Raw genomic sequence first — 22,889 nt, 5'->3', positions numbered from 1 at the left:
CAGTACGGCATGACGGCGACACGCACCATCCTGGTCAGCGGTGACACGGCGGCGCCGGTGGTGGCCGCCGCCACCGCCCTGCACGCCGCCCGGCAGGGCCGGCGCACCCTGCTGCTGGCCGCCGACGACCCGCACCGGACCCTGGACGCCGTCCTCGGCACCCGGCTGGAGCCCGCACCGGCGCCGTACGCGCCCGGCCTCACCGTCGCGCGGATCGACGAGCAGGCCGCCTTCCGGCACGCGCTGGACGAGATCGGCGGCCGGCTCAAGCCCGCCCTCGACCTGCTCGGCGCCGACCCGCTCGACCCCGAGGAGCTCACCGCCCTCCCCGGCACCGCCCGGCTGGCGCTGCTGCGCGCCCTGCCCGCCGCCGACGCGGACGTCCTGGTGGTGCTCGCGCCGCCGCCCACCGACCTGATCGCCACCCTGGCCCTGCCCGAGCAGCTGGAGCGCTACCTGGCCCGGATCGCCCCCGAGCAGCGCCAGGCCGCCCGGGCGCTGCGCCCGCTGCTGGCCGGTCTCGCCGGGGTGCCGATGCCCGCCGACTGGTTGTACGAGGCCCGGTCCAAGGCGGCCGGCGCGCTCGCCGAGGCGCGCGCCGCGATCACCGCTCCCGGCACCACCGTCCGGCTGGTCACCGCGGCCGACTCCCACCCCTTCGCGGGGCTGCGCCGGATCAGGGCCGGGCTGGCCCTGCACGGCCACCGGCCGGACGCCGTGGTGGTGCACGGCGCGCTGCCGGACGGCGCCGTCGACTCGCCCGATCCGTGGCTGGCCGGGCTGGCCCGCCGCCGCCGGGAGGAGCTGGCCGAGCTGGTCGACTCCTCGGACGGCGTGCCGGTGCTGGCCACCGGGCTCGCCGAGGCCACCCTGGAGGCCGTCGCGGACCGCCTCTACGGTGCCGGCCCGGGCCCCGAACCGCGCCCGGCCGAGCCGTGGACCGTCGAGGACCGGCTGGCGGCGGACGGCCTGCTGGTCTGGCACCTCGCCCTGCCCGGTGCCGAGCGCGCGGACCTGGACCTGGTCCGGCGCGGCGACGAACTGGTGGTCGGCCTCGGCGCCCACCGGCGGGTGCTCACCCTGCCCTCGGCGCTGCGCCGCTGCACCGTCGCCGGCGCGGGCCTGTCCGACGGGGCGCTCGCCGTCCGCTTCGCGCCGGATCCGGCGCTTTGGCCCCGGGCCTGAGGCCGGTCGGGGCGCCCCCGGTGGTCGGGTAGCGTCGAACCGGTGGCCGCGGGTGCGGCCACGGCTGTTGAGGAGGCGCCAGCGATGACCACCACCGACCGGACCGAGCCCACCCCCGAGCAGGACGGCTCCGGGCAGGACCGCTCCGGGCAGGACGGCCCGCAGGCGCACCCGTTCGGGCCGGAGCTGGGCCCGCTGGTGGACGAGGTCCGCCGGTTCGTCGCCACCGTCGGCGGGAAGGCGCAGGAGGCGAGCGCCGAGACCCTGATCTCGCTGGCCGGCCTGGCCGACCGCATGCGCGAGAAGCAGCCCGAGGTGTACGGCCACCTCGCCGCCGCGGGTACCGGACTGGCCGCCGCCGGGGCCGAACTGCTGGCCGCCTACCGGGCCGCGGTGGCCGGCCACGAGCACCGCTGGACCGCGGGCGAGCCGGCCCGCAGCGAGCGGGTCGACCTCGACGGGGCCGACGCCCCCGGCGCTCCCGCTGCCCCCGCTGCCCCCGACGCGCCCGGGACGCCGGACGTCCCCGGGCAGCCCGGCGCGCCCGAGTAGCCCGCGCTCCCGAGGCCCGCCCGACACGCCTGAGCGCCTGAGGGACCGTCCGACAAGCAGTGAAGCCCTGATCCCGTCCGGGTCATTCCGTGGCTTCGGTCTGTGACCGCACCGGGGAAAATGTACGACTTTTGAAGGGGCTCGGCCACGTTGGTCGTGGATTGTCTTCGGTTAATGTATGCGACGGTGTGTACGGGGGCAGGGTTGGGCGGTACCGTTCCGTCCAGCGGGAACGAGTGAATAGCTGAGGGACACATGGCTCTGACCATCGGCGTCGACGTCGGCGGGACCAAGATCGCGGCAGGCGTGGTCGACGAGGACGGCGAGATCCTGGCCCGGACCAGGGTGCCGACCCCGGCCGACCCGCAGTGGGCGGTCGACGCCATCGCGCAGGCCGTGCGCGAGCTCAAGGAGCAGTACCCCGACGTGGCCGCGGCCGGCGTCGGCGCCCCCGGCTTCGTGGACCGCGACCGCTCCACGGTGATCTTCGCCCCCAACATCGACTGGGAGGACGAGCCGCTGCGCGGCCGGATCGAGGAGCTCACCGGCCTGCCCGCGGTCGTCGAGAACGACGCCAACTGCGCGGCCTGGGCCGAGTACCGCTACGGCGCGGCCGCCGGGCACTCCGACATGGTGCTGATCACCGTCGGCACCGGCATCGGCGGCGGCCTCGTCCTGGACGGCCGGCTCCACCGCGGCCGGTTCGGCGTCGCCGGCGAGATCGGCCACCTCAACATGGTCCCGGACGGCCTGCCCTGCGGCTGCGGGGGCCGGGGCTGCTGGGAGCAGTACGGATCCGGCCGGGCGCTGCGCCGGTACGGCCGGGAGAAGGCCGCCGCCGACCCGGTCCGCGGCAAGCGGATGCTGGAGCTCAACGACGGCGTCGCCGAGACCATCCGCGGCATCCACATCACCCAGGCCGCCGAGGAGGGCGACCCGCTCGCCCTGGAGTGCTACGCCGAGCTTGCCGACTGGCTGGGCCGGGGGATGGCCGACCTCGCCGCGCTCTTCGACCCGGGCGTCTTCGTGCTCGGCGGCGGCGTCTCCGACTCCGGCCGGCTGCTGCTCGACCCCGTCGCCAAGGCCTTCGAGCACTACCTGACCGGCGGTGTGCACCGCCCGCGCGCCGAGGTGGTGCTCGCCTCGACGGGTTCGGCGGCCGGCATCGCCGGTGCGGCCGACCTGGCCCGCACGGTCTGACCGCGCTCCTCCGTTTCGGCGGCGGCCCGCCCGGGCCGCCGCCGACGTGTTCGCACCACCCCGGCCCGCGTCCTGCCGTACGGTCGTCCCGAGGACACCCAGGGGAGGACCACCATGACCACCGGACCGGCCGAACTGCCGCCGCCCGGGCCGCGCCGGCTGCGGCTGCTGAGCTACAACGTCCGCTCGCTGCGGGACGACCGGCGCGCCCTCGTCCGGGTGATCCGGGCCTGCGCGCCGGACGTCGTCTGCGTCCAGGAGTCGCCCCGCTACTGGCGGCCGGAGGGGCAGGCCGCCTGGCTGGCCCGGCGGACCGGGACCGCGGTCCTCAGCGGTGGCGGCCGGATCGCCGCAGGCCCGCTGCTGCTCGGCCGGCCCGGCGTCACCGTGCTGGCCGCGCACGACCGGCTGCTGCCGAAGACCCGCGGACTGCACGCGCGCGGCTTCGCCACCGCGCTGCTCCGGATCGACGGCGCGGCACCGTTCACCGTCACCAGCTGCCACCTCAGCCTGGACGCGGACGAGCGGTACCGGCAGTTCGAGCTGCTGCCCGAACAGCTCCGGTACGCCGGATCCGGCGTCGTGGCGGGCGACTTCAACGAGCACCCGGACGGGCCGGGCTGGCGGATGCTGGCCGGGCGGCTGCAGGACGGGCACGCGGTCGCGCCCTGGGGCGGCGAGATGACGTCCGTCCCCGACAACCCCTACCAGCGGCTCGACGCCGTCTTCGCCACCCCCGGCGTCCGGGTGCTCGCCTGCGGAGTCCCGCACGGGCTGCCCGGCGTCACCGGGGCCGACCTGCGGGCCGCGACCGACCACCTGCCGGTGCTCGCCGTCCTGGAGCTGCCGGCCGACTGACGCCCGGCCGACCGGTGCCCGGCCGACTGACGCCCGGTCGGCTGCGGCCCGGTCCGGTCAGACGACCGCGCCGCCGTGCGGGTCCTCGGGCTCGTCCTCGTCCTGTTCCTTCATCCGGACCACCAGGGTGGCGAAGCCGCCGAGGAAGGCGGCCACCCCGACCCAGGCCGGCCAGCCGGAGACCTCGCGCCAGACCACCGCGTCGAAGAGCAGCAGCGCCGGGCCGCCGAGCACGGCGAGCCAGGCGAACTTGGCGGTGGTGTCGGCCGCGGGCAGCGGCGGCGGCTCCGGCGGGACGAAGTGGTCCTCGTCGCCCCCCTCGGCCAGTTCGAAGTCCCGCGGGCCCGACCCGGCGGCCGGCATCACCGGCTGGGTGGAGCGGGGCCGCGGCTGGGGCGCGAGGTCGGCCAGGTCGCCCGGCTCGGCGGGGCCGCCGCCGTCCTTGAAGCCGCCCTTGAGCTCGCCGCGCGCCCGGAGGTTCTCGATCTCGGGCCAGTTCGGGTTGTTGAGGTCGACGGGATCGTCGAACTGGGCGACCAGCGCCGCGAAGATCTCGTCCTGCTCGGCCTGGCTGCGCTCGGGCGCGCGCCGCACCCGGGGCGGCTCGGCGGTCCCGGCGTCCCGGCCGTCCCCGGTGTCCCCCTGGGTGCGGGTGCCGGCCTCCTCGCCGGCGCCCTCCGGCCCGGTGCTCCCCTGTCCGGCGCTCCCCTGTCCCGTGCCCCCCTGCCCGGTGCCCCCCTGCCCGGTGCCTACCTGCCCGGTGCCCCCCTGTCGGCCGCCCGCCTTCCCGCCGCCGGCCTGCTCACCGCCCGGCCGCGTGCCGCCGGTGGTCGCGCCGTCCTCGCGGGGTGCCTCGTCCTCGCCGCCCGCCGTGCTGCTCTCGTGCACTTCCGGCCCTTCAGCCTTGGTGATCGTCGGATTCCACCCGGGTGACGCCCGCCGCTTGCGCGGGAGCCAGCCGTCGGATGAAGTCCAGGCTGGCCGCGAATATTTCCGCCGCGTCGTGGTCCAGCGTCGCGACGTGGTAGCTGCGCTGGCACAGCCGCTCCGTCACGTCGGTCGAGGATATCCGGGCCAGCACCAGTTCGGAGTTGGCCGGCGAGACCACGTGGTCCTGCGGACTGCGGAACAGCAGTACCGGCTGGGTCACCTCGGGCAGCCGCCGCTGGACGTCCTTCCAGAGCAGGCTCAGCGACCAGGCGGCGTGCAGCGGCGTCCGGTCGTAGGCCAGCTCGACCGCGCCGGGCCGGGCGATGTCGTCGGCCACCCCGGGCACGCTCGGGAGCAGGTGCCGCAGCACCGGGAGAAGCACACTCGCGGGGTTGTCCGAGCGCACCGACGGGTTGACCACGACCACCCCGGAGATCAGCGACCCGTGCACCGCGGCCAGCCGCAGCGCCAGCCCGCCGCCCATCGAGAGACCGCACACGAAGACCTGCTCGCACTCCGCGGCCAGCGCCAGCAGCTCCCGCTCGACCTCGGCGTACCAGTCCTCCCAGCGGGTCTGCTGCATGTCCTGCCAGCTGCTGCCGTGCCCGGGCAGCAGCGGGAGCGCGACCGTGTGCCCGGCGGCGGCCAGCTCCTCGGCCCAGGGGCGGAGCGACTGCGGCGAGCCGGTGAACCCGTGGCAGAGCAGGACGCCCACCGGCCCACCCGGGTGGCGGTACGGTTCGGCGCCGGGCAGCAGCGGCATGGCGGGCTCCTTCGCGGGCGGGGACGCTGGAGGGTCGGCACCGGCCCGCGCCGGTGCGGGCTGGACGTGCACCGGTACGGGAGGCTGCGGAAACCGCATCGTCCCACGGGCCCGCCCGCGCCGTACACCCCCGCCGGACACCCCGCCGGGGCGGGGCGGGGCACGGGCGGGCACCGAAGGGCATTAGGATCGACCGGTCCGCAATACAGGAGGCCCGGGTTGTTCTACCGACTGATGAAGATGATCGTCGCGCCGCTGCTGCGGATCTTCTTCCGGCCGTGGATCGAGGGTGAGGAGAACATCCCCACCGAGGGTGCCGCGATCATCGCGAGCAACCACCTCTCCTTCTCGGACTCCTTCTTCTTCCCCGCGCTGATCAAGCGCCGGGTGACCTTCATCGCGAAGGCCGAGTACTTCACCACCCCGGGCCTCAAGGGCCGGCTGACCGCGGCGTTCTTCAAGGGCGTCGGCCAGCTCCCGGTGGACCGCTCGGGCGTGCGCGGCGCCGGCGAGGCGGCGATCCGCTCCGCGATCGCGGTGCTGGACCGCGGCGAGCTGTTCGGCGTCTACCCGGAGGGCACGCGCTCGCCCGACGGCAAGCTGTACCGCGGCAAGGTCGGCGGTCTGGCCCGCGTCGCGCTGGCCACCGGTGCGCCGGTCATCCCGGTCGCGATGATCGACACCGAGAAGGTGCAGCCGCCCGGCCAGGTGGTCCCGAACTTCGGCATCCGCCCGGGCATCAGGATCGGCCGCCCGCTCGACTTCTCCCGCTACCACGGGATGGAGAACGACCGGTTCATCCTCCGTTCGGTGACGGACGAGGTGATGTACGAGATCATGCGGCTCTCCGGCCAGGAGTACGTGGACATCTACGCCACCGCCGCCAAGCGGCAGATCGCCGACGACAAGAAGCGCGCCGACGCCGAGCGCAAGGCGGTCCAGAAGGCCGAGCAGGCCGCCGCCAAGGCGGAGAAGGCCGAGGCGGAGAAGGCCGAGAAGGCGGAGAGGGCGGAGGCCGAGAAGGCCGAGGCCGGCAGGGCCGCCGAGCAGGACAAGCAGCAGAAGGAGACCGGGCCGGCCTGACCGGGCACCGGCCGGGCGTCGGGGGAGGACAGCGGGGATGACGGACGGCGGCAGAACCGGGGCGGTCGGCGGAGCGGTCGCGGCAGGCGGCATGTCCGTCGAACTGCCGCTGTGGCGGGCCATCTCCTTCTTCCGGGTGCTGGCGCTCGGCTACGCGCTGCTCCGGTACTTCAACTCCTACCTGGAGTTCCTGCACCCCGTCGCCGGCTGGATCTACCTCGGCGCACTGACCCTCTGGACGCTGGCCTCCACCCGCGCCTTCTCCGGTCCGCTGCGCTGCACCTGGTACGTGCTCGGCACCGACCTGACGCTCGCCGTCACCGGCATCGTGATGAGCGGGCTGACCGACGCGCCCTCCCGGATCAGCCACGGTGCGCCCACCCTGCCGACCATCTGGGCGGCCGGCACGGTGCTCGGCTTCGCGGGACGGGGCGGCTGGCGGTGGGCCGCGGCGGCCGGCTCGGTGATCGGGGTGGCCAACATCCTCGGCCACGGCGGCCCGACCGGCGACAACATCCACAACATCGTGCTGCTCATGGTGGCCGGCTGCGCGATCGGCTACGTCATAGAGCTGGCCCGGGCCAGCGAGGCGACCCTCACCCGGGCGCTCCAGGTCGAGGCGGCCACCCGGGAGCGCGAGCGGCTCTCCCGGGACATCCACGACGGCGTGCTCCAGGTGCTCGCCCTGGTCCAGCGGCGGGGCGCCGAACGGCCGGGCGGGGGCGGCGACTTCGCCGAGCTGGGCCGGCTGGCCGGCGAGCAGGAGCGCGCCCTGCGCGCGCTGATGAGCGGCGGACCGCTGCCGGCCCAGCGCGAGCCGCGGGAGCCGCAGGACCTCCGCGCCCTGCTCGGCCCGTACGCGGACGAGCGGGTGACGCTCTCCGCGCCCGGCACGCCGGTGCTGCTGCCCGCCCCGGCCGCCGGCGAGCTCGCCGCCGCCGTCGGGGCCGCCGTGGACAACGTCCGCCGGCACGCCGGACCGGAGGCCCGCGCCTGGATCCTGGTCGAGGACGAGCCGGAGGCCGTCACCGTGTCGATCCGTGACGACGGTCCGGGCTTCGCCCCCGGCCGGCTCGGCGAGGCGGAGCGGGCGGGCCGGCTCGGCGTCTCCCAGTCGATCCGCGGCCGGCTGCTGGACCTCGGCGGCACGGCCGAGCTGTACTCGTCGCCCGGGGAGGGCGTCGAGGTCGAACTCCGCGTCCCGCGGAAGGTCCCGCACGACGCTCCGCACGACGCCTCGCACAACGTCCCGTGAAAGGGTGCCGACCTTGACCGATCAGCCGACCGACCAGCAGCCGGCCGACCGCCCGGTGCGGGTCATGGTGGTGGACGACCACCCGATGTGGCGCGACGCCGTCTCCCGCGACCTCGGCGAGGCCGGGCTGGACGTGGTGGCCACCGCCGGTGACGGCGAGGAGGCCGTCCGCCGGGCCCGCGCCTGCTCCCCGCAGGTGGTGGTGCTCGACCTCAACCTGCCCGGGCTCTCCGGTGCCGAGGTCTGCCGCCAGGTGGTCGCGCAGGACCCGTCGGTGCGCGTCCTGGTGCTCTCCGCGAGCGGCGAGCACGCGGACGTGCTGGAGGCCGTGAAGTCCGGCGCGACCGGCTACCTGGTCAAGTCGGCCGGGCGGGAGGAACTTCTGGACGCGGTGCGCCGCACCGCCGTCGGCGACGCGGTCTTCACCCCGGGTCTGGCCGGGCTGGTGCTCGGGGAGTTCCGCCGGCTGGCCGCCGAGCCGGCCGCCCCGACCGCGCCCGCCGTCCCGCAGCTGACCGCCCGGGAGACCGAGGTGCTCCGGCTGGTCGCCAAGGGCCTGTCCTACCGGCAGATCGCCGACCGGCTGGTGCTCTCCCACCGCACGGTGCAGAACCACGTCCAGAACACCCTCGGCAAGCTCCAGCTGCACAACCGGGTCGAGCTGGTCCGGTACGCGATCGAGAAGGGGCTGGACGACGGGATCTGAGCGGGACCCGGGCGGGTCCGGCCGGCGCGGGGCCCGGGTCGGGGACGCGCCCCGGCCCGGACCCCGCCCCGGGCGCCCTCAGCGGCGGACGGCCGCGGCCTCGCGCAGCAGTCCGGCGACGATCTCCACGCCCTCCCGGGTGAGCACCGACTCCGGGTGGAACTGGAGCCCGGCGAAGCCCGGGCCGCGCAGCGCGTGGACGTCCCCGGTCAGCGGGTCGCGGGAGACCTCCACGCCCTCGGCGGCCAGCCGGGCCGCGTCCTCGGCCGTGCAGCGGGCGGTGAAGGTGTTGTAGAAGCCGACCGTCCGCCTGGTCCCGAAGAGGTCGACGGTCTCCTGCGCCCCCTGGTAGGGGACGGCCTTGCGGGCCAACGGCAGGCCGAGCGCGGCCGACAGCAGCTGGTGGCTGAGGCAGACGGCGAGCAGCGGGGCGGTCCGCCGCCCGGCCCGGACGGCGTCCAGCGCGTCGGTGACGATCGGGCGCAGCAAGGCCATCTTGGGGTCGTCGGTCGCCGCCGGGTCGCCCGGGCCGGGGCCGAGCACCAGCGGGCCGGGGTGGGCGGCGACCCGGGCGCGCAGGCCCGGCTCGTCGTACCGGACCACGCCGACCCGGTGGCCGAGCGAGGTCAGCAGGTGGGCCAGCATCGACGTGAAGGTGTCCTCGCCGTCGACCACCAGGGTCTCCAGCTCCTCCGTGATCCGGGCCGGCTGCTGCATCCGCAGCCAGAACGGCGCCAGGCCGGCGCGCCGGGCGTCCAGCGCGGCCTGGACGCGGTGGTCGTCGCCGAGCCGCGGGCCGGTCGGGCCCGGGCGCCGGGCGGGGGCCGGCCGGGCGCCGATCGCGGTGAGCACCCCGGCGGCCTTGGCGTGCGTCTCGGCGACCTCGGAGTCCGGGTCGGAGTGCCGGACGAGGGTGGCGCCCACCCGGACGGCGAGCCGTCCGGTGGCCGGGTCGATGTCGGCGGCGCGGATGCAGATCGGCGAGTCGAGCAGCTGCCCGCCGCTGGCGGAGCGGCCGATCAGGGCGAGCGCGCCGGAGTAGTAGCCGCGCCCGCCGCGCTCGTACCGGCGGATCACCCGGGTGGCGTTCTGGACCGGGCTGCCGGTGACGGTGGCGGCGAACATGGTCTCCTTGAGCACCTCGCGGACGTCGAGCGAGGTGCGGCCGCGCAGCTCGTACTCGGTGTGCGCGAGGTGGGACATCTCCTTGAGCCGCGGGCCGAGCACCTGGCCGCCGAGGTCGCCGACGGTGCACATCATCTTGAGTTCCTCGTCGACCACCATGGTCAGCTCCTCCAGCTCCTTGGCGTCGTGGAGGAAGGTGAGCAGCGAGTCGAGGTCGGCGCCGGCGGCCGGGTAGCGGTAGGTGCCGGAGATCGGGTTCATCACGACCGTCCCGCCGCTCTGCCGGACGTGCACCTCGGGCGAGGCGCCGACCAGCACGCGGTCGCCGGTGTGCACCAGGAAGGTCCAGTAGGCGCCGCGCTCCTGTTCCAGCAGGCGGCGGAAGAGGGTGAGCGCGAGGGCGGGGGAGCAGCCGGGGCCGGCGGCTCCGCCGGGGGTCTCCAGGGTGGCGGTGAAGTCGCGCCGGATGACGAAGTTGGCGCCCTCGCCGCGCCCGATCTCGTCCTCGATCACCCGGCGGACGATCTCGGCGTACTCGTCGTCGGCGATGTCGAAGGCGCCGCCGGTGAGGGCGAAGGGCGTCCGGGGGAGGGCGGCGGCGAGCTCGGCCAGCGGCACGGCGTGCTGCTCGGTGACCGAGAGAGCCTGGAGCGGGGTGTCGTCGTCGTGCGCCTCGAAGCCGCGTTCACGGATCTGCCGGTAGGGGACGAGCGCGAGCAGGTCGTGGACGGGGCCGTCGGCGGGGACGCCGTGGCGGACCGGCAGGTCGGCCAGCCGGTCGTACCGGCCGACGGTGCCGAGCAGGACCTCGACGGTGTCCGGTGCGGTGCGGGGGGTGCGGCGGTGCAGCAGGGCGAAGGCCGGTGCGTCGGGGCCGGTGAGGCGGGCGAGCAGGTCGGCGGCGCTGGTCACGGTGCGGCGTTCCTTCCGGGTCGGTTGCGGTGCTGGAATCCGCTCCCGGGAGGGCCGTCTGCTGTGACGCCGACGGCCGCCCCGGGGGGCGGCCGTCGTGTTCGTCTAGGAACGCGCGATGCGTGGGCCACCCGTTGGGTCGGCCCACCACCAGGAGGAGGTGCGCGGTGCGTTCACGGGGTCGAGCGTAGCGGATGGGGCGGGCGGCCGGGTGGGGAGGAACACCGGGAATTTGTCCGCCGGACGTCTCACCCATCGGGCGGTGGTCACAAAACGGTCGCCGTACCACGTAGCCTTGCCGTGTGACCGTGACGACTGAGACATCCCGGATTGGCCACTCCTGGCAGTCCCTGCCCGCGGCGCAGCAGCCTGAATGGCCGGACCAAGAGGCTCTGCGCAAGACCCTTGCCGAGCTCGCCTCGTATCCGCCGCTCGTCTTCGCCGGCGAGTGCGACCAGCTGCGCGCCCGGCTCGGTGCCGTGGCCCGCGGCGAGGCGTTCCTGCTGCAGGGCGGCGACTGTGCCGAGGCCTTCGACGGCGTCTCGGCCGAGCACATCCGCAACAAGCTCAAGACGCTGCTCCAGATGGCGGCCGTGCTGACGTACGCGGCCTCCGTCCCGGTGGTGAAGGTCGGCCGGATCGCCGGCCAGTACTCCAAGCCGCGCTCCAAGTCGACCGAGACCCGCGACGGCGTGACCCTGCCGGTCTACCGCGGCGACTCGGTGAACGGCTTCGAGTTCACGCCGGAGTCCCGGATCCCGGACCCGGAGCGCCTGAAGCGGATGTACAACGCCTCCGCGGCGACGCTCAACCTGGTGCGCGCCTTCACCACCGGTGGCTACGCCGACCTGCGCCAGGTGCACGCCTGGAACCAGGACTTCGTGCGCAACTCGCCGGCCGGCCAGCGCTACGAGCAGCTGGCCCGCGAGATCGACAACGCGCTGGCCTTCATGAACGCCTGCGGCGTGGCGCCGGAGGAGTTCAAGACCGTCGAGTTCTACTCCTCGCACGAGGCGCTGGTCCTCGACTACGAGACCGCGATGACCCGGGTGGACTCCCGCACCGGTGATCTGTACGACGTGTCCGGCCACATGGTCTGGATCGGCGAGCGGACCCGCCAGCTGGACCACGCGCACATCGAGTTCGCCTCGAAGGTCCGCAACCCGATCGGCGTGAAGCTCGGCCCGACCACCACGGTCGACGAGGCGCTCACCCTGATCGAGCGGCTCGACCCGGAGCGCGAGCCCGGCCGGCTCACCTTCATCACCCGGATGGGTGCGGGCAAGGTCCGCGACCACCTGCCCGCCCTGGTGGAGAAGGTCACGGCCTCCGGCGCCCAGCCGGTCTGGATCTGCGACCCGATGCACGGCAACACCTTCGAGGCGTCCAGCGGTCACAAGACCCGCCGCTTCGACGACGTGCTCGACGAGGTCAAGGGCTTCTTCGAGGTGCACCGCGCGCTCGGCACCCACCCGGGCGGCATCCACGTGGAGCTGACCGGCGACGACGTCACCGAGTGCGTCGGCGGCGGCGACGAGGTGCTGGTCGACGACCTGCACCAGCGCTACGAGACGGCCTGCGACCCGCGGCTCAACCGCAGCCAGTCGCTGGACCTGGCGTTCCTGGTGGCCGAGATGTACCGCGGCGGCAACTGACCGTCCGCCGGTCCGCCCGGGCCGTCGCACGGCGAGCGGGCGGGTGATGTGACGAAGGCCCCTCCGGATTCGGGATTCCCGAACCCGGAGGGGCTTTTTCGCACCCGGATCGCCGGGTAAGGTGAGGCTTAGTGAGCTAAGGCATGCCTTAGTCAAGATCCATTCCGCTTCACCCACCGGGAGAGACCGCGATGTACGTGTGCATGTGCCATGCGGTCACCGAGGCCCAGGTGAAGAAGGAGATCGACGGGGGCGCCAGCACGCCCCGCCAGATCGCCAAGGGCTGCAAGGCGGGCACCGACTGCGGCTCCTGCGTCCGACGGATCCAGGCCCTGCTGGGCGAGCACGGGGCGCGCCCCTGCCCGACCGCCCGGCTCGCCGCCAAGCTGGGGCTGGCCGATCCGGAGGCCCCCGACGCGTCCGAGGCCGCCCCGGTGGGCCCGGTGGCGCCGCTGCGCGCGGCCTGAGCCGGGGCTCAGGACTCCGGCTGCTCGATCAGCTGGGCGAGGTAGAGCGCCTCCCCGAGCTTCTCCAGCAGTTCGAGCTGGGTGTCGAGGTAGTCGATGTGGTGCTCCTCGTCCTCCAGGATGGACTCGAAGATGTTGGCCGAGGTGACGTCGTTCTTGGCCCGCATCACCACGATCCCGCGCTTCAGCCGGTCGATCGCCTCGACCTCGACCTGGCGGTCGGCCTCGAACATCTCCTTGACCGTCTGGCCGATCCGGACGTGGAAGAGCCGCTGGTAGTTGGGCAGGCCGTCCAGGAAGAGGATCCGGTCGGTGAGCACCTCGGCGTGCTTCATCTCGTCGAAGGACTCGTGACGGGTGTACTTCGCGAGCTTCGTCCAGCCGAAGTTCTCCTGCATCTTGGCGTGCAGAAAGTACTGGTTGATTGCGGTCAGCTCGGCGGTGAGCTGCTCGTTGAGGAACTCGATGACTTCTGCGTCGCCCTTCATGGCGCTGCCTTCCTGCTGCTGTGCGTCCGGAATCCTCGGCCGTACCCTCCGGCTGCACGCATCCTGGCACCGCGATGGGAAGAAATTCCAGTAAGTTCACACTCACTAGGACATGTGTCGGAATATCCGATTTGGTTGCCCACTGGCCCGTACGAGCGGGGCGCACGAGCACGGAAAGGGGCGCGCGCCGTCCGCCGTCCGCCGTCTGTCACCATGGATCCATGGGTCAGTCCGAACAAGAACCGCCGCCGCCGTCTGACCCGAGGCTCCCACCGGGCCAGCGCGCCCGCAGCGGCTGGCCCGCCCTGCACTACGGGCCGGTACCCCGCTTCAAGCCGCTGACCTGGGAGCTCCAGGTGTTCGGCGCGACCGCCTCGGCGGAGAAGCACAGCTGGGACTTCGACGGGTTCAACGCGCTGCCCCGCACCACCGTCCGCGCCGACCTGCACTGCGTCACCAAGTTCTCCGTGCTCGACAGCGACTGGACGGGCGTGTCGGCCTCCGTCCTGCTGGAGCTGGCACCGCCGGCCGAGGGCGTCAGCCACGTCATGGTCTGGGCCGAGTACGGCTACAGCGCCAACCTGCGGCTCGCCGACTTCGCCGACCCGGCGACGATCCTCGCCACCCACCGCAACGGCGAGGCGCTCACCGCCGAACACGGGTTCCCCGTCCGGCTGGTCGTCCCCGGCCGGTACGCCTGGAAGGGGCCCAAATGGGTCCGCGCCGTCGAGTACATGCGGGCCGACCGGCGCGGCTTCTGGGAGGAGCGCGGCTACCACAACCTGGCCGACCCCTGGCGGGAGCAGCGCTACTCCCACCAGGAGGAACCGGGCGACGGGCCGCTGCGCTGACCCGCTGCGCCGGCCGGCGGCCGTCCGGCCGCGGCTACAGGAACGGGAAGTTGACCGTCACCACGCTGCGCTGGGGGCGGCGCTCCCCGGCGGCCGGCGACTGACCGGAGGCCTTGCCGGAGCCGAACAGGTTGACCCCGCTGCTCTGCATGGTGAACCCGGCGGCCTGGAGCGCCTTCTCGGCGGCCTCCTTCGACATCCCGGTCACGTCCGGGACGGCCACCATGCCCTTGCTGACCACCAGCGCGACCGGGGTGTTCTCCGCCACCTGCTGCCCGGCAGCCGGTGAACTGCTGATCACCGAACCCTCCGGGACGGTGTCGCTGTGCGTCTCGGTCACCGTGCCCGCGGCCAGCTGCGCCCCGGCCAGCGCCGAAGCGGCCTGTGCGGACGTCCGGCCCACCAGCTCCGGCACCGCGATCCGCTTCGGCCCCCGCGAGACCGTCACCGTCAGGGTGTCGCTCTTGCGGACCCGCGCGCCGGCCCCCGGATCGGTGGAGATCACCCGACCGGCCGGGACGGCCTCGCTGTACACCTCGGTGAACCGGCCGTGCATCCCGGCGCCGTCCAGGAGCCGCTGCGCCTCGGCCCGGTCCTTGCCGAGCACGCCCGGCACCGTGCCGTAGAGCGCGCCGGAGAGCGCGTACGTGGTGCCGCCGACCAGCAGCACCAGGGCGGCCAGGACGGCCGTCCAGACCAGCGGCCTCCGGGGGAGGCGGCGCAGCCGACCGGACCCCCGGCGGGTGCGGACCGGCGGCGGCTCGTCGTACGGGCGCGGCTCGGCGAGCAGCTGCTCCATCACCTCCGGCGGCACGTCCAGCACGCTGGTCCGCTCGACCGGGAGGGCGGGGGCGATCACCGAGGTGGGCTCGCCGGTCGGGAACTGCGGGCTGGGCCGGGTGGAGGCGGGCGGCTCGGCGTCCAGCTGCGCGGGAGTGAGCCCGCGGCGGACCCGCTGGAGGGCGGCGAGCAGCTCGACCGCGTCGTACGGGCGGGCCGCGCGGTCGCGGGCGCAGGCGCCGGCCACTATCGCGTCCAGCTCGGGGACGACGCCGGGCACGCTGGCGGAGGGCGCCGGAACGTCCTCGTGCAGATGGCGGTACATGACCTGGACGGGGTTCTCGCCGGTGTGCGGGCGGTGGCCGGTGAGCATCTCGTACAGCAGGATGCCCGCCGCGTAGACGTCCACCCGCTGGTCGGTCTCGGCGCCCGGGCGGATCTGCTCCGGCGCCAGGTAGGAGACGGTGCCGAGCACGGTGCCGGCGGTCGCGGCGGTGGACGCGCCGTCGGCGGCGTTCAGCACCCGGACCAGGCCGAAGTCGGCGACCTTGACCAGGCCCCCGTCGGTGATCAGCACGTTCTCGGGCTTGACGTCGCGGTGGACCAGGCCCGCCCGGTGGGCGGCGCCGAGCGCGGCGAGGACCGGCTCCAGGATGTCCAGCGCGGCCCGGATGGAGAGCGCGCCGCGGTCGCGCAGCAGGTCGCGCAGGGTGCCGCCGGGGACGTACTCCATGGCGAGGAAAACGTTTCCGCCGTCCGCGCCCTGGTCGAAGACGTTGACCACGTTCGGGTGGGCGAGCCGGGCGACGGCCTTGGCCTCGCGGATGAACCGGGTGGTGAAGGCGGTGTCCCCGGCGAGCGTGGGGTGCATCACCTTGAGCGCCACGACCCGGTCGAGCCGGGTGTCGGTGCCCTGGTAGACGGTGGACATCCCGCCGGCCGCGATGCGCCGCTCGACCCGGTACCGGCCGTCGAGCAGGGTACCGATCAGGGGGTCGCGCAGTGCCATGTCCACCCGGCGAGTCTAGTCCCGGCCCGACGACCGGCCCCCGGGGACACCGTTCCGGGGGCCGGTCTGTGCCCGGTTCGTGACACCGCCCGGCGGCAGTCGGGCACCGGACGCCGGGTCAGAAAGCCGGGTGCTCGCGGGTGTCCAGCTCGGCCCGGCCGGCCATCGCCGAGGAGGCCTCGGCGTGGAAGCGGCGCGGGATCCGGCCGGCCCGGTAGGCCAGCCGGCCCGCCTCGGCGGCGTGCCGCATCGCGTCGGCCATCAGTACCGGGTCCTGCGCGCGGGTGACGGCGGAGGCGAGCATCACGGCGGCGCAGCCCAGCTCCATCGCCAGCGCCACGTCCGAGGCGGTGCCGGCGCCGGCGTCCAGGATCACCGGGACGCTCGCGCTCTCCACGATCAGCTGGAAGTTGTGCGGGTTGCGGATGCCCAGGCCGGAGCCGATCGGCGAGCCGAGCGGCATGATCGCCGCGCAGCCGACGTCCTCCAGCTTCCGCGCCAGCACCGGGTCGTCGTTGGTGTACGGCAGGACGGTGAAGCCGTCGTCGACGAGGGTCTCGGCGGCGTCCAGCAGCTCGATCGGGTCCGGCAGGAGGGTCCGCTCGTCGGCGATCACCTCCAGCTTCACCCAGTCGGTGCCGAGCGCCTCGCGCGCCAGCCGGGCCGTCAGCACGGCCTCCCCGGCGGTGAAGCAGCCCGCCGTGTTGGGCAGTACGCGGATGCCGTTGCGGGTGAGCACGTCGAGGACCGAGCCCTGGGTGGCGGCGTTGACCCGGCGCATCGCCACCGTGGTCAGCTCCGTCCCGGAGACCCGCAGCGCCTGCTCCAGGACCTCCAGGCTGGGGGCGCCGCCGGTGCCCATGATCAGGCGCGAGCCGAAGGCGGTGCCGGCGATGGAGAAGGTGTCGTCGGCCATGTCAGCCTCCCTGGACTGCGGTGAGGATCTCGATCCGGTCGCCGGTGGAGAGCCCCGTGCGCGGCCAGTCGGTGCGCGGCACCACGGTCTCGTTCAGCGCGGCGGCGACGCCGGAGTGGGCCTGGCTGAGGGTGGCCACCACCTCGGCGAGGGTGGTCGCGGCGGGGACCGTCCGGGGCTCGCCGTTGACGTGCAGGGTGATGTCGCTCATGCGGGGACCTTCGTGAAGCGGGTGGGGGAGAACGGCTCGGCGAGGTCCGGCGTCACGCCGGTGGCCAGGTACTCGGCGAGCAGGTCGCCGGTGACCGGGGTGAGCAGCACCCCGTTGCGGTAGTGGCCGGTGGCGGCGACCAGGCCGGGCAGCGCGGTCGGGCCGAGCAGCGGCGCGTTGTCGGGCGAGCCCGGGCGCAGGCCCGCGGCGGTCTCGGTCAGCGGCAGCTCGGTGAGCCCCGGGACCAGCTCGTGGGCGTCGCGGAGCAGCTCGTACACGCCGCCGGCGGTGACGGTGGTGTCGTACCCCTGCTCCTCGCTGGTGGCGCCGATCACCAGCTCGCCGTTCTCCCGGGGCACCAGGTAGACGTGCTGCCCGCGGACCACCGCGCGGACGTTGCGGGAGAGGAACGGCCGGTACGCCTCGGGGACCAGCAGCCGCAGGACCTGGCCCTTGACCGGGCGGATCGCCGGCAGCACGCCCGCCGGCAGCCCGGGCAGCAGGTGGCTGCGGGAGCCGGCGGCGAGGACGACCTGGTCGGCGGTGACGGTCTCGCCGGTGGACAGCCGGGCGCCGACGGCGCGGTCGTGCTCGACCAGCAGCCCGGCGGCCGCGGCACGGTGCAGGAGGACGCCGGCGCGTTCGCAGGCGAGGACCAGGGCTCCGGAGAGCCGGCGGCCGTCCACCTGGTGGTCGTCGGTGACGTGCAGGCCGCCGCGGACGCCGGGGGCGAGCATCGGCTCCAGCCGCCGGGCCTCGCGGCCGGTGAGCCACTGCGAGTCCAGGCCGAGCCGCTGGTGGAAGGCGTGCAGCTCGCGCAGTTCCGCGCGGTCGTCGGAGTCCAGGGCGACGGCGATCGTGCCGCACCGCCGGTAGCCGGTGTCGTGGCCGCCGCTGGCCTCGGTGAGTTCGGCGGTGAAGGCCGCGTAGCGCTCGTTGGACGCCATGCCGAGCCGCAGCAGCGGCTCCTCGCCGTACTGGAGTTCGGTGACCGGGGCGAGCATCCCCGCCGCGACCTGTACGGCGCCGCCCCCGGGCGCCGGGTCGGCCACGACGACCCGCAGCCCGCGCTGGGCCGCCCGCCAGGCGACCACCAGACCGATGACGCCGCCGCCGATCACCAGCACGTCGGCATGGGCGCCTTTCGCCAAGCGTGTCAAAGTCGCTGCTCTCCCTTCGCCGGTATGACCCGGATCAGGTTCGGACGGTCGCAGGCCGTTCCAGCCCGCCTCTCAGCCCGGTACGCCGGGCTCCCGTGATGGTGCCCCCACCTTAACTCCGGTGGGTGCGGCCGCTGAAGGCGCGTACGAGGGGCGGACGGGCGCCCGGGCCCGGGCCGTCGGAGGCCCCCGGAGCGGGCTGGGTACAGTGACGGCGTGGCGGACATGAGCGGGGCGGACCGGACGGACCAGGTGGTCGTGGTCGGCGCGGGGCTGGCGGGGGCGCAGTGCGCCCTGGTACTGCGGCGCGACGGCTGGCAGGGGCGGATCGTGCTGGTCGGCGCCGAGCCGCACGCGCCGTACGACCGGCCGCCGCTCTCCAAGGACGTGCTCCTCGGCAAGGCCGACGCCACCACCCTCGACCTCGACTTCGGGCAGCTGGACGTCGAACTGCTCACCGGCCGCCGGGCCACCGGCCTCACCCCCGGCGTGCTGCACACCGACGCCGGTGACCTGCCCTACGGCTCGCTGGTGATCGCGACCGGCGCCGAACCGCGCGCCCTTCCCGGCGCCGAGCGGGCCCACCTGCTGCACACCCTCGACGACGCGCTCGCCCTGCGCGCCCTGCTCCGCCCGGGCCTGCGGCTGGTGCTGGTCGGCGCGGGCTGGATCGGGGCCGAGGTCGCCACCGCCGCCCGTGCCGCCGGCTGCGAGGTGACCGTCGTCGAGGCGGGCCCCGCCCCCGTCCCCGGAGCGCTGCCCACCGAGATCGGCCGGGTGATGGCCGGCTGGTACGCCGAAGCCGGGGTCGAGCTGCGCTGCGGTGTGGGCGTCGCCGCCGTCGAACCGGGCGCCGTACTGCTGGCGGACGGCACGCACCTGCAGGCCGACGAGGTGGTGGTCGGCGTCGGGGCCCGCCCGGCGACCGGCTGGCTGGCCGGTACCGGCGTGGAGCTGGACGCGGCCGGCGCCGTCCTGGTGGACGAGCGGCTGCGCACCGCCCTGCCCGGGGTCTTCGCGGCGGGCGACTGCGTCAGCTACCCCTCGGCGCGCTCCGGCGTCCGGCTGGCCGTCCAGCACTGGGACCACGCGCTGCAGTCCGCCGCGGCCGCCGCCGCCTCGGTGCTCGGCACGGACGCTCCGCCGTACGATCCGGTGCAGTACTTCTGGTCCGAGCAGTTCGGCAGGATGGCGCAGTACGCCGGACGGCACGGCGAGGGCGACGAACTGCTGTGGCGCGGCTCCCCGGACGGGCCGGACTGGTCGGTGCTCTGGCTGCGTGACGGCGCCCTGCGCGCGCTGCTCGCCGTCGACCGCCCGCGCGACCTGGCCCAGGGCCGGCGGCTGGTCGAGCGCGGCGCGGTGCTGGACCGGGCCCTCGCCGCCGACCCGGCGGTACCGCTGAAGTCGGCCGTCGCGGGGTAGCCCGCGGGGCCGATTGGTGCGCGGCGGGCTGCGGAGGTGGCAGTCTGGTGACGTGAGTGAGATCGAAAGCAAGATTGAAGCCCTGGTCACCGAGTGGATGTACCTGCCCGACATCTCGGAGCAGTGGGGGGTCCGGGTCACCGAGGTGCGCGACCTGGTCAAGAGCGGCGGCCTGATCGCCGTCCGGCGCGGCCCGAACAAGTCGCTGCAGGTGCCGGCCGCGTTCATCGACGGCGCCGGGCTGGTCAAGCACCTGTCCGGCACGCTGACCGTGCTGCGCGACTGCGGGTACAACGACGTGGAGATCCTGGAGTGGCTCTTCACCGAGGACCCGTCGCTGCCCGGCAGCCCGATCCAGGCGCTGCGGGAGAACCGCGGCACCGAGGTCAAGCGCCGCGCCCAGGCGATGCTGATCTGATGGCGGCCGACACCCCGCGCCGGCGGCTCGCCGACGCCCGGCTCTACCTGTGCACCGACGCCCGCCGCGAGCAGGGCGACCTCGCGCAGTTCCTCGACGCGGCGCTGGCCGGCGGGGTGGACATCGTCCAGCTGCGGGACAAGGGCCTGGAGGCGAAGCAGGAGCTGGCGGCGCTGGAGGTCTTCGCGGACGCCTGCCGGCGGCACGGCAGGCTGCTCGCCGTCAACGACCGCGCCGACGTCGCCCACGCGGCCGGCCCGGACGTGCTGCACCTCGGGCAGGACGACCTGCCGGTGCCGGCGGCCCGCGCGATCCTCGGCGGGGACGTGCTGATCGGTCGGTCCTGCCACGCGGAGTCCGAGGTGGACGCGGCGATCGCCGAGCCCGGCGTGGACTACTTCTGCACCGGTCCGGTCTGGCCGACCCCGACCAAGCCGGGTCGGCACGCGCCGGGCCTCGGCCTGGTCTCGTACGCGGCCAAGCAGCCCACCGACCGGCCCTGGTTCGCCATCGGCGGCATCGACCTGGGCAACCTGGACGAGGTGCTGGCCGCCGGTGCGCGCCGGGTCGTGGTGGTCCGTGCCATCACCGGGGCGGACGACCCGCAGGCCGCGGCCGCCGAGTTCGCCCGCCGGCTGCGTGAGGTCGAACCGGCCGGTCCGGCCGGCCGGGGCGTGTCCTAGACCGGCCGTCCGGCCCGCCGCCGTCCGCGGTCAGTACTTGCGGACGGTGGCGGCCTCCGCCAGCGCCAGCAGCGTCGTACGGGCCCGCTCGTCCGCCAGCGGCGCCGCCGCCAGCGCGGCCAGCGACTGCCGCATCAGCTCCTCGATCCGGGCCTCCACCGCCTCCGGCGCGCCGGAGCGGGCCACCAGGGCGCGCAGCTCGGCGACCTCCGCCGGGACGAGGTCCGGCGCGCCCAGCCGCTCGTCCAGGTGCCGGGCGTCCGCCGCCGGCAGCCCCCGCATGGCGTGCGCGACCAGCAGCGTCCGCTTGCCCTCGCGCAGGTCGTCCCCGGCCGGCTTTCCGGTGACCGCCGGGTCGCCGAAGACGCCGAGCAGGTCGTCCCGCAGCTGGAAGGCCTCGCCCAGCGGCAGGCCGAACGCCCCGTACGCCTCGACCAGCTCCGGCGGGGCGCCCGCCAGCAGCGCGCCGACCTGCAGCGGCCGCTCGATCGTGTACTTGGCCGACTTGTAGTGCAGCACGGTCTGCGCCCGGTCCAGCGCGCCCTCGTCGGTGGAGTCCCCGGCGACCGGCTCCAGGACGTCCAGGTACTGGCCGACCATCACCTCGGTGCGCATCAGGTCGAACATCGGCTTGGCGGCCAGCACCGCGGCCGGCTCCAGGCCCGAGTGCAGGAACAGCTCGTCGCACCAGATCAGCAGCAGGTCGCCGAGCAGCACCGCCGCCGAGGCGCCGTACTGCTCGCGGTCGCCGCGCCAGCCGTGCTCGCGGTGCAGCGCCTCGAAGCGGCGGTGCACCGAGGGCAGGCCGCGCCGGGTGTCGCTGCGGTCCATCAGGTCGTCGTGGACCAGCGCGCTGGCCTGGAGCAGCTCCAGGGCGGCCGCCGCCCGGTCGATCCCGGTGCTCGCCGCCGGGCCGCCGGCGCCGCGCCAGCCCCAGTAGCAGAAGGCCGGGCGCAGCCGCTTGCCGCCGTCGAGCAGGAAGTCGCGGAGGGCGTCGGCGACCGGCCCCAGCTGCGGCGAGATCTTGCCGAGCAGGGCCGACTGGCCGTCCATGAAGCCGGCGAGGGCGGCGTTGACACGCTCGCGCACGTCCTCCACGTCAATGGGGTTGGCCGGCCGCGGGCTGGACGAGGTCACGATGGGGCTCCGGAGGTCGCTGGGGTGCAGCCAGGGTATCCGGGCGGGCGGGAACAGCTGTACGGACGAGCCTCGGCCGCCCGGGTGAACGGGGTTCGTTCGGAAGCGGAATGCCGTCCATCCGTTGTCTCAAAATCTGGAACCGAGTTGTCCGAGCCCTTCATCCGGCGGATAACCTGCCAACATGGCACTAGGTATCGCTTCCACCAGACCGGACCGCGCGCTGACGGTCCGCGAGCTCCTGGCAGCCGGCAAGCGGTCCTTCTCCTTCGAGTTCATGCCACCGCGCACCGAGGTCGGCGAGCAGAAGCTCTGGGACGCCATCCGACGGCTCGAACCGCTCGACCCCAACTTCGTCTGCATGACGTACGGCGCGGGCGGCTCCTCCCGCGAGCGCACCGTCAACATGGTCGGCCGGATCGCCACCGAGACCACGCTGACCCCGGTCGCCCACCTGACCGCCGTCGACCACTCGGTCGCCGAGCTGCGCAACATCATCGGCCAGTACGCCGACCAGGGCGTGCGGAACGTCCTCGCGGTGCGCGGCGACCCGCCCGGCGACCCGATGGGCGAGTGGGTCAGCCACCCGCAGGGCGTCACCTACGCGTACGAGCTGGTCGAGCTGATCAAGGGCATCGGCGACTTCTGCGTCGGCGTGGCGGCCTCGCCGAACATGCACCCGCGGTCGACCGACTGGGACGAGGACATCCGGCACTTCGTGGCGAAGATCCGCTCCGGGGCGGACTACGCGATCACCCAGATGTTCTTCGAGGTCGACGACTACCTGCGGCTGCGCGACCGGGTGGCGGCCGCCGGCTGCGACGCGCCGATCATCCCGGAGATCATGCCGGTCACCAACGCCAAGCAGCTGGAGCGGTTCCCCCAGCTGAGCGGTTCGGCCTTCCCGGCCGACCTGGAGGCCCGGCTGCGCGCGGTGATCGACGACCCGGCGGCGCTTCGCGAGGTCGGCATGGAGCACGCCACCGCGATGTCCGAGCGGCTGCTGGCGGAGGGCGCCCCCGGGCTGCACTTCATCACGCTGAACCACTCGCCGGCGACCCTGGAGATCTACCAGAACCTCGGCCTGCACCGGCGCTGAGCTGCGCCGCAATCCTGCCCG

At 74.6% G+C, this 22,889-nt stretch carries 23 protein-coding genes and 1 riboswitch; of the genes, 14 read left to right on the top strand and 9 right to left on the bottom strand.

All coding sequences use genetic code 11. The features are described from left to right. The first annotated feature begins 9 nt into the window (after window positions 1–9). From AC067J_RS01670 to AC067J_RS01655, 4 genes are all read left to right on the top strand, one after another. Window positions 10–1,185 (top strand): ArsA family ATPase, encoded by a 1,176-nt coding sequence (locus AC067J_RS01670; RefSeq protein WP_478295946.1) that lies wholly within the window; start codon window positions 10–12, stop codon window positions 1,183–1,185. 84 nt (window positions 1,186–1,269) lie between these two features. After that, window positions 1,270–1,737, top strand: a complete 468-nt coding sequence (locus AC067J_RS01665) for a DUF5304 family protein (protein ID WP_478295945.1) — start codon at window positions 1,270–1,272, stop codon at window positions 1,735–1,737. A 255-nt stretch (window positions 1,738–1,992) separates the two neighbouring features. After that, entirely contained in the window at window positions 1,993–2,937 is a 945-nt protein-coding gene (locus AC067J_RS01660) for an ROK family glucokinase (protein ID WP_478295944.1), read from the top strand. A 114-nt stretch (window positions 2,938–3,051) separates the two neighbouring features. Next, on the top strand, window positions 3,052–3,795 hold the full coding sequence (locus AC067J_RS01655; RefSeq protein ID WP_478295943.1) for an endonuclease/exonuclease/phosphatase family protein: 744 nt from the start codon (window positions 3,052–3,054) through the stop codon (window positions 3,793–3,795). 57 nt (window positions 3,796–3,852) lie between these two features. Here the strand turns inward: AC067J_RS01655 and AC067J_RS01650 are convergent, their stop codons facing one another. Both AC067J_RS01650 and AC067J_RS01645 read right to left on the bottom strand, forming a co-directional pair. Continuing rightward, window positions 3,853–4,683 carry a hypothetical protein gene (locus AC067J_RS01650; RefSeq protein ID WP_478295942.1) on the bottom strand — a complete coding sequence of 277 codons (831 nt, stop codon included), beginning with the start codon at window positions 4,681–4,683 and terminating at the stop codon, window positions 3,853–3,855. A 10-nt stretch (window positions 4,684–4,693) separates the two neighbouring features. Then, window positions 4,694–5,488, bottom strand: coding sequence for an alpha/beta hydrolase (locus AC067J_RS01645; protein ID WP_478295941.1), 795 nt, complete (start codon window positions 5,486–5,488; stop codon window positions 4,694–4,696). A gap of 234 nt (window positions 5,489–5,722) precedes the next feature. On the opposite strand from AC067J_RS01645, the gene AC067J_RS01640 reads away from it, so the two are divergent. From AC067J_RS01640 to AC067J_RS01630, 3 genes are all read left to right on the top strand, one after another. After that, the gene (locus AC067J_RS01640; RefSeq protein WP_478296355.1) at window positions 5,723–6,571 is read left to right on the top strand and encodes a lysophospholipid acyltransferase family protein; all 849 of its coding nucleotides are present in this window, start codon (window positions 5,723–5,725) and stop codon (window positions 6,569–6,571) included. A 37-nt stretch (window positions 6,572–6,608) separates the two neighbouring features. Further along, window positions 6,609–7,826, top strand: a complete 1,218-nt coding sequence (gene macS / locus AC067J_RS01635; RefSeq protein ID WP_478295940.1) for a MacS family sensor histidine kinase — start codon at window positions 6,609–6,611, stop codon at window positions 7,824–7,826. A 64-nt stretch (window positions 7,827–7,890) separates the two neighbouring features. Further along, window positions 7,891–8,532 carry a response regulator gene (locus AC067J_RS01630; RefSeq protein ID WP_478296354.1) on the top strand — a complete coding sequence of 214 codons (642 nt, stop codon included), beginning with the start codon at window positions 7,891–7,893 and terminating at the stop codon, window positions 8,530–8,532. 78 nt (window positions 8,533–8,610) lie between these two features. Here AC067J_RS01630 and AC067J_RS01625 read toward each other — a convergent pair whose 3' ends face one another. Continuing rightward, window positions 8,611–10,569, bottom strand: a complete 1,959-nt coding sequence (locus tag AC067J_RS01625) for an anthranilate synthase family protein (protein WP_478295939.1) — start codon at window positions 10,567–10,569, stop codon at window positions 8,611–8,613. A gap of 302 nt (window positions 10,570–10,871) precedes the next feature. Between AC067J_RS01625 and AC067J_RS01620 the strand changes: the two genes are divergently transcribed. Together AC067J_RS01620 and AC067J_RS01615 are read left to right on the top strand one after the other, a co-directional pair. Continuing rightward, a complete protein-coding gene (locus tag AC067J_RS01620) occupies window positions 10,872–12,224 on the top strand; it encodes a class II 3-deoxy-7-phosphoheptulonate synthase (RefSeq protein WP_478295938.1) in 1,353 nt (450 codons plus the stop codon). A 191-nt stretch (window positions 12,225–12,415) separates the two neighbouring features. Next, a complete protein-coding gene (locus AC067J_RS01615; RefSeq protein WP_478295937.1) occupies window positions 12,416–12,691 on the top strand; it encodes a (2Fe-2S)-binding protein in 276 nt (91 codons plus the stop codon). A gap of 8 nt (window positions 12,692–12,699) precedes the next feature. Here AC067J_RS01615 and bfr read toward each other — a convergent pair whose 3' ends face one another. Next, window positions 12,700–13,179, bottom strand: coding sequence for a bacterioferritin (bfr, locus tag AC067J_RS01610; RefSeq protein ID WP_376138674.1), 480 nt, complete (start codon window positions 13,177–13,179; stop codon window positions 12,700–12,702). 221 nt (window positions 13,180–13,400) lie between these two features. On the opposite strand from bfr, the gene AC067J_RS01605 reads away from it, so the two are divergent. Next, on the top strand, window positions 13,401–14,030 hold the full coding sequence (locus tag AC067J_RS01605) for a molybdopterin-dependent oxidoreductase (protein WP_478295936.1): 630 nt from the start codon (window positions 13,401–13,403) through the stop codon (window positions 14,028–14,030). A gap of 34 nt (window positions 14,031–14,064) precedes the next feature. On the opposite strand, the gene pknB is transcribed toward AC067J_RS01605, so the two are convergent. The 4 genes from pknB to thiO all read right to left on the bottom strand — a co-directional run bounded on the left by pknB (window position 14,065) and on the right by thiO (window position 18,097). Next, the gene (gene pknB, locus AC067J_RS01600) at window positions 14,065–15,819 is read right to left on the bottom strand and encodes a Stk1 family PASTA domain-containing Ser/Thr kinase (RefSeq protein ID WP_478296353.1); all 1,755 of its coding nucleotides are present in this window, start codon (window positions 15,817–15,819) and stop codon (window positions 14,065–14,067) included. A 118-nt stretch (window positions 15,820–15,937) separates the two neighbouring features. Next, the gene (locus tag AC067J_RS01595; protein WP_478295935.1) at window positions 15,938–16,735 is read right to left on the bottom strand and encodes a thiazole synthase; all 798 of its coding nucleotides are present in this window, start codon (window positions 16,733–16,735) and stop codon (window positions 15,938–15,940) included. A 1-nt stretch (window position 16,736) separates the two neighbouring features. Further along, window positions 16,737–16,946, bottom strand: a complete 210-nt coding sequence (thiS, locus tag AC067J_RS01590; protein ID WP_478295934.1) for a sulfur carrier protein ThiS — start codon at window positions 16,944–16,946, stop codon at window positions 16,737–16,739. Then, the gene (gene thiO / locus AC067J_RS01585) at window positions 16,943–18,097 is read right to left on the bottom strand and encodes a glycine oxidase ThiO (RefSeq protein WP_478295933.1); all 1,155 of its coding nucleotides are present in this window, start codon (window positions 18,095–18,097) and stop codon (window positions 16,943–16,945) included. Before thiO ends, thiS begins: the two co-directional genes overlap by 4 nt. A gap of 3 nt (window positions 18,098–18,100) precedes the next feature. After that, a riboswitch (TPP riboswitch) is annotated at window positions 18,101–18,213 on the bottom strand. 118 nt (window positions 18,214–18,331) lie between these two features. Here thiO and AC067J_RS01580 point away from each other — a divergent pair. From AC067J_RS01580 to thiE, 3 genes are read left to right on the top strand one after another with little or no spacing between them, the layout of a single operon-like run. Beyond that, window positions 18,332–19,531, top strand: coding sequence for an NAD(P)/FAD-dependent oxidoreductase (locus AC067J_RS01580; protein ID WP_478296352.1), 1,200 nt, complete (start codon window positions 18,332–18,334; stop codon window positions 19,529–19,531). Between the two features lie 52 nt (window positions 19,532–19,583). Then, a complete protein-coding gene (locus AC067J_RS01575) occupies window positions 19,584–19,949 on the top strand; it encodes an Rv2175c family DNA-binding protein (RefSeq protein WP_478295932.1) in 366 nt (121 codons plus the stop codon). Next, entirely contained in the window at window positions 19,949–20,632 is a 684-nt protein-coding gene (gene thiE / locus AC067J_RS01570) for a thiamine phosphate synthase (protein WP_478295931.1), read from the top strand. The genes AC067J_RS01575 and thiE overlap by 1 nt, the downstream gene beginning before the upstream one ends. 30 nt (window positions 20,633–20,662) lie before the next feature. On the opposite strand, the gene AC067J_RS01565 is transcribed toward thiE, so the two are convergent. Then, complete coding sequence (locus AC067J_RS01565; protein ID WP_478295930.1) at window positions 20,663–21,769, bottom strand: polyprenyl synthetase family protein; 1,107 nt, start codon at window positions 21,767–21,769, stop codon at window positions 20,663–20,665. 184 nt (window positions 21,770–21,953) lie between these two features. Between AC067J_RS01565 and metF the strand changes: the two genes are divergently transcribed. Next, a complete protein-coding gene (metF, locus tag AC067J_RS01560; RefSeq protein ID WP_478295929.1) occupies window positions 21,954–22,868 on the top strand; it encodes a methylenetetrahydrofolate reductase [NAD(P)H] in 915 nt (304 codons plus the stop codon). Window positions 22,869–22,889 lie beyond the last annotated feature (21 nt).

Source organism: Kitasatospora sp. NPDC042419, assembly GCF_056437345.1.
This window is presented reverse-complemented; position numbering and strand designations above follow the sequence as displayed.